This window comes from Syntrophorhabdus sp. (assembly GCA_012719415.1).
Lineage (GTDB): Bacteria > Desulfobacterota > Syntrophorhabdia > Syntrophorhabdales > Syntrophorhabdaceae > Delta-02.
In genome coordinates this window covers 17,746-28,123 of sequence record JAAYAK010000195.1, presented here as the reverse complement: position 1 = coordinate 28,123, position 10,378 = coordinate 17,746, and the positions used below count along the sequence as shown (strand labels likewise).

Sequence of the window (10,378 nt, the reverse complement as noted above, 5' to 3'; positions counted from 1 at the left end):
CGCCGCGATACTGGGAGACCTGGAAGAGGAACTGCAAGGCTGGAAAATAATGATAGGCCCGCGGGAGGCAGCACACCTGCCGGCGTATCTGAAGACGTGGAAATGAGACAGGTGATGGGTAATAGGTAATAGGCCATGGGTGTGAACAGGAGCTTTTTCCCATCACCCATAACCCATAACCCATAACCCTTCTTTCAGTTGGAGGTGGTTATGTTCCTTATAGGTGAGAACCTCAACGTTATGTCGAAGAAGCTCGGCGAGGCCTTCCTTAACAGGGATGCCGGGCCGATCCGGAAGATGGCCGAGGCGGAGGCGGAGGCCGGGATGGACATGATCGACCTCAATATCGGGCCCGCGCGCAAGACCGGTCCCGATTTCATGGAATGGCTTGTCAGCGTCGTGCAGGAGGCAACGGACCTCCCGCTGTCTCTCGACACGTCCAACATAGACGCCATAGAGGCGGGCCTGAAGACGGCCAGGACAAGACCGCTTATCAACTCCATCTCGGCGCGGCCGGAACGGATGGAGGCCTTGATGCCGATGGCGAAGAAGTACGGCGCGCCATTCATCGGCCTTACCCTCAGCGCCGAGGGCATCCCCCGTGATGCCAACGAACGGGGGCTTTGCGCCGCGGAGATCCTGGCGGCCGCCGCGGGCCACGGCATAGCGGAGGAGGATATCTGGATCGACCCCATCGTCCTGCCCGTCAATACCCAGCAGCTTCAGATCCAGGGTTGCACGGAGTTCGTCATGATGCTGCCCGACCTCGCACCCTCCTCGAAGTCAACCTGCGGCCTGTCGAACGTGTCCAACGGGGTGCCGGCACAGTTGAGAGGCATCATGAACAGGACCTATCTCATGATGCTGAAGCGCTACGGCATGCACTCCGCCATCGTTGATGCCTTCGACAACGAGCTAAGGGCCATAGCCCGTGGAGAGATACCCGACCTGGAGGCTCTTGTTCACCGCGTCATGGACGGTGAAGAGGTGGACCTCTCAAAACTCTCGAAGGAAGAGGGCGACTACGTCAAGACCGCCCGGGTCCTGATGGGGCAGGTATTGTACTCGGATTCCTGGCTGGAGATCTGAACAGCGGTTCCAGAGTTCAAGGGTTCAAGGGTTGAAACGGTTCCAGGTTTCACGTTTCAGGTTTCAGGAAAAAGACAGGAACCGTTGTTCTGACCAGCGCAAATGAGGGGTGGTGTCATGCCTGCCTACTTTCTTGTTGAGATACTTAAGATCACGGATGCCGCGATGTACGGGAAGTACATCGACACCGTGAAGGCCGTCGTCGAGAAGGGCGGCGGGGAGTACGTGATCAGGACCGACCGTGTCAGGCCGTTCTTTGGCGGACGAGCACCTGTGAGGATCATTCTCATCAGGTTCAAGGACACAGAGAGTCTCGATGCCTGTTTCAGTTCCGACGAATACAGGAAGATTGCTCCATTGAGGGAGATGTCGACACGGTCCAGGGCGTGTGTGATAGAGGACGAGTGCCTGCCCTCGGCATAGAGAGGGATGCAGGCCCTTTCCTATATTGACAACTGGTTTGCTGAGTTGTACAATTAGGCCATGAATATAGTCGCCGATGCGAGCGCTTTGCTGTCCGTGATATTGAATGAAGAAGACCGTGGCCTTGTGATCGAGAAAACCACGGGCAAATCGGCCATTGCACCGGAAGTGCTTCCGTACGAGATCGGCAATGCGTTGATAGCGGCGAGAAGAAAGGGGCGTTTGAGCAACAACGAAGCCCTGGAAGCCTTCCTGATCTCGCAGCGCATCGAGGTTAGGCTATTGCCGGTGAGGATCTATGACGCGATGAAGGTCGCAATCAGTTTTGGAATATACTCGTATGATGCTTATTACCTGCAATGCTGTTTGGAGAACAGATCTCCGCTCATCAGTTTTGATGTGAGAATGTGCGAGGTTGCAAGAAAACTTGGGATAGAGGTGGTGTGACGAAATGAAGGTTTATACCTATTCTCAGGCAAGGCAAAAACTGGCAGACGTCCTTGAAGAATCCAAGAAGGAAGAAGTGATCATAAGGCGGCGCAAAGGTGATTCCTATGCGATAATACCCAGATCGGTCAACGCGGAGCGTTCACCTTTTGACGTGCCTTGCTTGAAGAGGAAGTTGAAGAGACAGGAAATACTGGAAGCAATTCGAGAATCGAGAGAACGGTCTTGATCTGTTCTTGCTCGCCTTGTCAAGAAGAATGCTGAAATGTCATTCACACAGATGTCATTCCCACAAACCTGGAGGAGTATGATGAATAGAGTGTTTGCGCTAACGTTGATATGGGTACTGGTGGTGTCCCTTGTCATTCCTGCGGGAGTGTTCGCGCAGGGCACGGGGACGTCGAAGCCGGTGTTCAAGCAGGAGGAACTGGAGCAGATCCTGGCGCCCATCGCCCTGTATCCCGACGAGCTCATCGCCCAGATACTCATGGCGTCGACGTACCCCCTCGAGGTGGTGGAGGCGGCGCGGTGGGTGAAGGCGAACCCCAGTCTCAAGGGGAATCAGTTGACATCCGCCCTGGAGAAACAGAACTGGGACCCCAGTGTCAAGTCTCTCGTGAACTTCCCCTCGGTCCTCAACATGATGAACGATAAGCTGGACTGGACGCAAAAGCTCGGGGACGCGTTCCTGGCACAGCAGAAGGACGTCATGAGCACGGTCCAGAGATTGAGGGCGAAGGCGCAGGCCTCGGGGAACCTCAAGACGACGAAGGAACAGAAGGTGGTCGTGCAGGACCAGGTCATCGTGATACAGCCGGCCGACCCCCAGGTGATCTACGTTCCCACGTATAACCCCACCGTTGTGTATGGCGCGTGGCCCTATCCTGCCTATCCGCCGTACTATTACTATCCGCCGGGATACGTCGCGGGGGTGGGGGCGTTCTCCTTCGCGGCGGGCGTGGCCGTGGGCGCAGCCTGGGGTTACGCCTGGGGCGGCTGCAACTGGCATCATGGGGACGTGAATGTTAACGTCAACAAGAACGTCAACGTGAACAACCAGATCAACAGGAACTACTACGCGAACAAGATCTCGACCAACCCGGGCGGGCAGGGGGAATGGAAACACGACCCCACCCACAGAAAAGGAGTTGCCTACCGGGATCAGGCGACAGGGTCGAAATACGGTCAGGGCCCGAGGCCGGGCGCCGATGCCAGGAAAGAGTTCAGGGGCTATTCCCCCGATGCACGGGGTTCTCAGCCCCAGGCCGCGGGCCGGTCCGGAAGGGATTCCATGGGACAGGGAAGGTCCTCGTCCGTGGGTTCCCGCTCCGGGACACCAAGATTTGAGCAGGATTCCACGGGAAGGCAGGGGTCCGGCCACGCCTTCGAGGGCATGGAGCGTGGCGGTACTGAGGCGAAGATGGAAAGCGAGCGGGGCCGCGCGAGCCGGGAGAGCATGACCGGTTCGCGTTCCGGCAGCGAAAGAGGGTCGGGCGGCTTCGGCCGGAGTGGAGGAGGCGGCCGTCGCCGTTAGGCTTCGGTTGCAGGCATGATGTGTACAATCAACGCTACGAGGAGGAGAACGTATGGTCCGCGTTATGAATAGAAAGAAGATCGTATCTCCGCGAAGGCTTGTCGTGATGATCGGTATCGTGGCACTCCTTGCGGTGTTCCTATTGGGGACAGAGGGGCTGGCCGCTCCTTCGAAGTCTTCGAAGCAGCTCACTTTTGCCACCCCGGAGGAAGCGGCGCGGGTACTCGCCGATGCCGCGCGTGCGAAGGACACGAAGGCCATGATCGCGATCTTCGGGCCCGAGGGAAAGGGTGTCATCGTCTCCGGTGACGAGGCCGTCAACAAGGACCTCTTCGAGCGCTTCGTGAAAGCCTTTCAGGAGAGGAACAGGCTCGACATGTCCACGGACAACAAGGCGTTTCTCTATGTCGGCAACAATGAATGGCCCTTCCCGGTACCCATGGTGAAGAAGGGTGACAGGTGGTCCTTCGATACGAAGGATGGAAAGACCGAGATACTCCACCGGAGGATAGGCAGGAATGAACTCAGTGCCGTTCAGGCCTGTCTCGCCTACGTGGACGCCCAGAAAGACTATGCGAGAATGGCGGGTGATAAGGACGGGACGACGCGGTACGCTCGGAAGTTCATGAGCGATCCGGGGATACGCAACGGTATGTACTGGGAAACGAAAGAGGGCGAGGAGCCAAGTCCGCTGGGACTTTTCATGGCGAGGGCGAGAAAGGAGGTCCGCGAGCCGAAGATGACCGGTGGCAAGCCCGTTCCGTACCACGGCTATTTTTACAGGATACTCACCGCTCAGGGCAAGAACGCGCCGGGCGGAGCATACAATTACATCGTTGGCGACAGGATGACAGGAGGTTTCGCGCTTGTCGCATGGCCGGCCCAGTACGGTGTCACAGGGGTCATGACCTTCATCGTGAATCACGATGGCGTCGTCTACGAGAAAAATCTCGGCAAGGTCACGGGTAAGGCGGTCTATCATATGAAAGCCTTCGATCCTGACGATTCCTGGAAAAGGGTGAAGCAATGACGATGAAACTGGTAGAGCTACGCGATTCGGACAAGAAGATATCGGCCATCATCCTGGGAACCTGGGCAATCGGCGGCAGCCACTGGGGGCCCTACGATGAGGCGAATGCCGTGAAAGCCATCGAGGCGGCCCTGGACAAAGGAATAAACGCCATAGACACGGCACCGGTGTACGGGGACGGCCATGCCGAGGAACTCATCGGAAGGGCCATCCGGGGCAAGAGGGACGGGATCTTCCTGGCCACAAAGTGCGGCCTCGACATCTACGACCGCTCGTACAGGCGTGATCTTTCCCCGGCTTACATCGAAAAGGACCTTCACGGGTCGCTCAAACGTCTCGGCACCGACTGCATCGACCTGTACCAATGCCACTGGCCGGACCCGCAGGTCCCCATGGAGGAAACGATGGCGGCGCTCACGAGGTTTAGAGATGAGGGGAAGATCAGGCACATTGGTGTATCCAATTTCAGCGGTCCCCAACTCCTGGAAGCCTTGAAATGTGTCGCCCTCTTCTCATTACAGCCGCACTATTCCCTGTTGGAGAGGAGTGCCGAGGAGGATCTGCTCCCCATCTGCGTCGAGAAGAACATGAATGTTTTTCCCTATGGCTCGCTGGGTGCCGGTATGTTGACAGGAAAATACCGCGAATCCCCCCGGTTCAAGAAAGGTGACGCGCGGTCGTTCTTTTATCGTTTCTTCAAACCGGCTCATTGGCCCAAAGTGAGGCGGCTCGTGGATGAGGTGGAAGCGATAGCGGCGCGCAGGGGAACGACCCCGGGAGCCGTGGCGCTTTCGTGGCTCCTCAAACAGCCCGGGGTCACATCCGTGATCGTCGGGGCCCGTACGGCCGAACAGGTCGCGGGAAACGTGGCCGATGTGCCGGTGGACCTGAACGAAGAGGATATGAGCGCGCTCGATACCCTCTCCCGGCAGGTCTACGAGCCCTGAAGAGAAAGGCTGAGGAAGGGCCGTCCGATAACGGAACCCCGCGCTCATCCGACGGGCGCGAGCCGACGGGTGTTCGACCGAAGCCATTTGTATACGCTCTGCTCTTCTCCGGTACCGCTGATGTTTCCGGCAACAATGGCACGAGCCAGTTTTTCCGCCCTTGCGGCCTGTCGAGCTTCCATGAGATCGATGAGCGTCCTCTGGCCGTCGAGAAACGCGGGCAGTCCCTGGAGGTCACGCAACCGGGATGATTGTCCGGAAACATTCTCTTTGAGACCGCTGTAGAGGGTGGCGAGCCGGTTGTTCCCTGACAGGAGCAGGAGGGTGCCGCAGAACCTGTCCCATGCCCTGGCGAACTCCTGCCGGTTTCCTTTGGCAAGGTGGTTCTCAGACTGCCGCGCTATCCTGCGGAGAAGGTTGAGGTCGTTCTCTGTCGCCCTGGACGTTGCCAGATACGCAGCGTAACCCAGGAGGATCCCGGCCACTCCCCGTGTTTCCCTGATATCCTCCTCGCTCGTGGAATTCACAGCGTGCCCCCCTGTGGGGAGCTTGTAGACCAATCCTTCCCGTTCCAGTTTGTGTATCGCTTCCCTGAGAGGGGTTCTGCTTATCCCCATTATACCTGCGAGTTTTGTCTCGACGAGGCGTTCGTCGGCCTTGAACCGTCCGTTCACCACCGCGCTCTTCAACTCCGTGTACGCGTGTTCGCACAGGAGGTGTCGTTTTGCTTTCCCGTTCCGTTTAAAGAGAGTGTTCATTCTATCATCCTTCCGTCGAGGGTAAGATGCCTGGTATTCATGTCCGCGCCAGTCTGCCGCAGGGCAGGACGAACCTCGTTATGTCAGGGAAGACGTCCCCTGCACACCGCAGGCAAACGCGGACCAACGCGGGAGAGATGAAAAAACCGGTCAGGGATTCAGGGGTAATGGTATTTCATGATGTTCCTCCTTATTCCTCGTAAGGTTTCGGTTAGGACGGTTTACCCAAGGTTTCCTGACTTAAGGGCACCGGAAGCCAACGCGCCTTCCCATCCCGGTTTCACGGGACAGTGGCCGGCTCTTCGCCAGGCGTTGCTGAAAAGCCCATCACAGTTGCGGGACAGCGGAAGATTCTCACTTCGCTTCCCTTGAAGGTAAACCATGTTGCTCCTGAACTCTATTTACAACAACACACCTGTCCAAGTCAACAGTCATGGTTCTCTAATGCTCCGCGAGCTCTCTCCGGACAGCCCTGGTTGCCGTGACCATGTTCCTGAGGCTGGGGGACACCTCCGCCCACTTTCTCGTCTTCAGTCCGCAATCGGGGTTTATCCAGACACGGGATGCGGGAAGGGCCTGGAGAAGCTGCCGTATCCTGTCCGTCAGTTCCTGGACCGAAGGCACTCTCGGCGAATGGATATCGTAGATTCCCGGACCTATGTTGTTGCTGTAGCCCCGGTCATTGAAGACCTTGAGCAGCCTGTTCCCGCTTCTCGATGTCTCTATGGCAAGGACGTCCGCGTCCATCCTTTCGATGGTTTGAATGATGTCGGTGAAGTCACTGTAGCACATATGCGTATGCACCTGTGTCGTCATGCGGGCGGAACTGACGGCGAGTTGGAAGGACTTTACGGCCCACCGTTCATATTTGTCCTTTTTTTCCCTTCTCAGCGGGTATCCCTCTTTGAAGGCTGCCTCATCCACCTGGACGATCTTGATCCCGGCGCGCTGCAGGTCCTCTATCTCGTCTCTTATAACGAGGGCGATCTGTTCGCACACATCGGAGCGCTCGATGTCGTCGCGCACAAAGGACCAGTTCAAAATGGTGACGGGACCTGTCAGGATTCCCTTGACCGGTTTTCGAGTTCGGCTCTGGGCGTAGGATATGAAGTCGACGGTCATCGGTCCTCGTCTGTTTATGTCGCCATAGATTACGGGCGGTTTGACACAACGCGTGCCATAGCTCTGCACCCAGCCGTTTTGCGTGAAAGCGAAACCCGACAGCTGCTCGCCGAAATACTCGACCATGTCATTCCTTTCCGGCTCACCGTGGACGAGCACATCGAGGCCGATCTTTTCCTGGAATTCTATGCAGGAGTCGATATGGTTCCTGATCCTCAATGTGTATTCGTCCCTGGTGATGGCCCCTTTCTTCAGGTCCTGACGGAGCTTTCTCAAGGAGTCTGTCTGGGGGAAGCTCCCGATGGTTGTTGTCGGCAACGGGGGGAGTTCGAGGACCTTGCCCTGAGCCATCGCCCTTTCCGCGAAGCTGCCCTCACGGACCCTTTGCGTTATGGAGCGCGAACGCCTGCGGACGGCAGGGTCATGGATCCGGAGGGAACATTGCCTGTCCCGGATGATTCGCTGGTTTGCCTGCAGTGTTTCCGGGTTTCCCGGTGTGCCGTTTCGTGTTGAATGTATGTCCGAGATCTCCGAAAGCTCCGTCAGCTTCTCCCTGGCGAAACTCATCCAGGAGCATATCTCCCGGTCAAGGACGGTTTCATGCGTGAGACTGTAGGGGACGTGCAGAAGGGAGCAGCTTGTGGACAGTATGATGTCGTCCGGTGGCACCAAGTGTTCCAGGGCCTGCAGCGTGGCCAGGGATCTTTGATAGTCGTTCTTCCAGATGTTCCTGCCGTCGACTATGCCGGCGATGAGCCTCTTGCCGTTGAAGTGGCCCAGTGCGAGGAGGTTTTCGGGACCGCAGACGAGATCGAGCCCCATGGCGAACAGGTCGATGTCGCGGAGAGCTTCGATGGCCTCCGCTGCGTGGTCGAAGTATGTCGTCACGATGAGCCTGACGTTGGGCGCTGCGCTCGTCAGCGTTTTGTAGACTGTCTTCAGGCATTCGAGGGTTCTGCTGTCAGGGTCGCTGACGACTATGGGTTCGTCGAACTGGACGAAGACTTCGTCGTCCAGCCGGGAGATGCTCCGCAGGAGGGAAACGTAGAGGGGAAGGAAGGCGGGCAGCAGATCGAGGGTATCTTCGTTGCCGTCCACCCTTTTTGAAAGGGCCAGAAAGGTGACGGGACCGATGAGGTTGATCTTGGTCTTTATGCCGATCTCCGCGGCCTCGTTGAATTCGTTGAGCACCTTTGCGGGACGCAACTCCAGGTCTATGTCCGCGGAAAGCTCGGGAACGATATAATGGTAGTTGGTGTTGAACCACTTCGTCATCTCCATCGCGACGGCGTTCCCGGTTCCCCGTGCCATGGCGAAATAGCGCTCATGATCGTCCTCGATATGCCTGAACCGCTCCGGGACCGCATTGAAGAGGACCGCCATGTCGAGCATTGAGTCGTAGAGACTGAAATCGTTGCTGCTGATGAAGTCGATACCGTGGGCCTTTTGGTCCTGCCAATGCCTGATCCTGAGGTCCTTCGAGATGCGGGTGACAGCGTCAAACCCCTCTCTTTGTTCCCAGAACCCCTCGACCACCTTCTTGAGCTCCCTGTTTTCTCCGATGCGCGGATAGCCTGTTACATAGGTCTTCAATCTTCTGTGTGCCATTTTTTTTGTTCTCCTTTCTGTTTGCGTGACATAAGGCCTGCAATTGTCCCGGCATTCGGACTCCGGATAAGGCCCGGAAGGGCCATCCGTTACCGCAGCACGACTGTGTCCGGTTCGCACGGACTTCCCCGGGGGAACGACAATTGCGGGAACGTCATGGGATCGGAATAAGAATCTGAATGAATGATAGTGGCCGTGAGTCTCCTCTAAACGGGGATCCCCCTTTGTCTGAGTTCCTGTGTCTTCCTGATGGAGCATTCCTCACAACGGTATTCGGGATGGGAATCACGTCTCCTGTCGTAGGTCCTTGCCCGGATGATCCTGTAGCCTCGCGCCTCGCGTCCGCAGTCCACGCAGACGACGGTGTCCTTTACCTCCCATTCCACGGAGAGCTTGTCTGATGTGAATATGAACATGTCCACCCAGAAGAAGATGAGTCCTCCGATAAGGTTGGCGACGATGGTGGCGGTGACCTTGTCGACCATTGAGAGGAGATAAAGGGCAGCGGCGAGGATGGGCGTGGAGAGTTGCCACCGGAAGAGATATAACCCGTAGCGTTTCAGGTTCACCTGCATGACCGCCCCTCCTTTATTGCGGGAGATATATTTCCAGGATATCCAGTTCTCCCTCGATAAGGTCTATGGTCACGCCACCGTGCAGGACGCTGTCATAGGATCCCCTTGCCAGTGTCATGACGGCCCGGGTTGCGGCAACACCCGACGGGCAGTTGCCTGATGCCCATCCGGCAACGAGAAAGGCGCGATTGACGGTCTCGCCCACGATATCTCGGGCGGCGTACCTCGGATGTCCAACGAGGCCCATGTAGATGCTCCCGGAATTGAGGGCGATGACAAGGTCTTTCTGGTAGATCGTCTTCTTCGCGTGGATGGCGGCTCGAAGGGCCCTGTCCGCATGGTCGGGCCCGGAGAAAAAGGCCAGGAAGCCGTCGCCCACATATTTGACGGGTATGCCGTCGAATGTGAGGACCGACTCGGTCAGGTCATAGAAGAGGACGTTGGTGTATTCTGCCAACTCCTTTGATTCCATCGAGATGGACCGTTTTTCGAAATGCGTGACGGCGGAGCAGAAGACGGTTGCCGGGAAAACGCCGGTGCCGGCTTCCGTGAGCCCGAGAATGTAGTCGGTGCTGACATCGAAGAGGCGCGCGATCTTTGTCAGGACGTGAACGTCGGGCAGGTTGGCCCCTTTCTCCCATTTGGAGACAGCCTGTGGCGTGACCTGCAGAGCGTTGGCAAGGTTTACCTGCTTGAGGCCGTGCTTTTCTCGCAGTAAACGTAATCTTGAGCCTATGTCCTTCATACAACCTAGTTATATTACGGTGCAGGGTGGATTGCAACCATGCCAAGGTTGAAAACGGTCAACGGCAGGTTGAGTGGACTGGCGGTATGAATCGGGTCCG

General features: G+C 57.2%; 11 protein-coding genes and 1 riboswitch. Of the genes, 7 read left to right on the top strand and 4 right to left on the bottom strand.

The annotated features are described in order from the left end of the window. The first annotated feature begins 210 nt into the window (after nucleotides 1-210). The 7 genes from GXX82_11270 (at nucleotide 211) to GXX82_11240 (ending at nucleotide 5,470) form a co-directional block, all read left to right on the top strand. Nucleotides 211-1,089, top strand: coding sequence for a dihydropteroate synthase (locus GXX82_11270; protein NLT23616.1), 879 nt, complete (start codon nucleotides 211-213; stop codon nucleotides 1,087-1,089). A 117-nt stretch (nucleotides 1,090-1,206) separates the two neighbouring features. Further along, a complete protein-coding gene (locus GXX82_11265; GenBank protein ID NLT23615.1) occupies nucleotides 1,207-1,512 on the top strand; it encodes a DUF1330 domain-containing protein in 306 nt (101 codons plus the stop codon). A gap of 60 nt (nucleotides 1,513-1,572) precedes the next feature. Continuing rightward, complete coding sequence (locus GXX82_11260; GenBank protein NLT23614.1) at nucleotides 1,573-1,959, top strand: type II toxin-antitoxin system VapC family toxin; 387 nt, start codon at nucleotides 1,573-1,575, stop codon at nucleotides 1,957-1,959. Nucleotides 1,960-1,963: 4 nt separating this feature from the next. Continuing rightward, nucleotides 1,964-2,188, top strand: a complete 225-nt coding sequence (locus GXX82_11255) for a hypothetical protein (protein NLT23613.1) — start codon at nucleotides 1,964-1,966, stop codon at nucleotides 2,186-2,188. Between the two features lie 78 nt (nucleotides 2,189-2,266). Then, on the top strand, nucleotides 2,267-3,493 hold the full coding sequence (locus GXX82_11250; GenBank protein ID NLT23612.1) for a DUF3300 domain-containing protein: 1,227 nt from the start codon (nucleotides 2,267-2,269) through the stop codon (nucleotides 3,491-3,493). Nucleotides 3,494-3,545: 52 nt separating this feature from the next. Next, nucleotides 3,546-4,523 (top strand): DUF2950 domain-containing protein, encoded by a 978-nt coding sequence (locus tag GXX82_11245; GenBank protein NLT23611.1) that lies wholly within the window; start codon nucleotides 3,546-3,548, stop codon nucleotides 4,521-4,523. Continuing rightward, nucleotides 4,520-5,470, top strand: a complete 951-nt coding sequence (locus GXX82_11240; protein ID NLT23610.1) for an aldo/keto reductase — start codon at nucleotides 4,520-4,522, stop codon at nucleotides 5,468-5,470. The genes GXX82_11245 and GXX82_11240 overlap by 4 nt, the downstream gene beginning before the upstream one ends. 44 nt (nucleotides 5,471-5,514) lie before the next feature. On the opposite strand, the gene GXX82_11235 is transcribed toward GXX82_11240, so the two are convergent. From GXX82_11235 to GXX82_11220, 4 genes are all read right to left on the bottom strand, one after another. After that, nucleotides 5,515-6,228, bottom strand: coding sequence for a GntR family transcriptional regulator (locus GXX82_11235; protein NLT23609.1), 714 nt, complete (start codon nucleotides 6,226-6,228; stop codon nucleotides 5,515-5,517). Nucleotides 6,229-6,456: 228 nt separating this feature from the next. Continuing rightward, nucleotides 6,457-6,598, bottom strand: a riboswitch (cobalamin riboswitch). Between the two features lie 71 nt (nucleotides 6,599-6,669). After that, entirely contained in the window at nucleotides 6,670-8,958 is a 2,289-nt protein-coding gene (gene metE / locus GXX82_11230) for a 5-methyltetrahydropteroyltriglutamate--homocysteine S-methyltransferase (GenBank protein ID NLT23608.1), read from the bottom strand. Nucleotides 8,959-9,164: 206 nt separating this feature from the next. Further along, the gene (locus GXX82_11225; GenBank protein ID NLT23607.1) at nucleotides 9,165-9,533 is read right to left on the bottom strand and encodes a hypothetical protein; all 369 of its coding nucleotides are present in this window, start codon (nucleotides 9,531-9,533) and stop codon (nucleotides 9,165-9,167) included. Between the two features lie 13 nt (nucleotides 9,534-9,546). After that, nucleotides 9,547-10,278: a helix-turn-helix domain-containing protein gene (locus GXX82_11220; protein ID NLT23606.1), complete on the bottom strand. Its 732-nt coding sequence runs from the start codon at nucleotides 10,276-10,278 to the stop codon at nucleotides 9,547-9,549. Nucleotides 10,279-10,378: the final 100 nt, after the last annotated feature.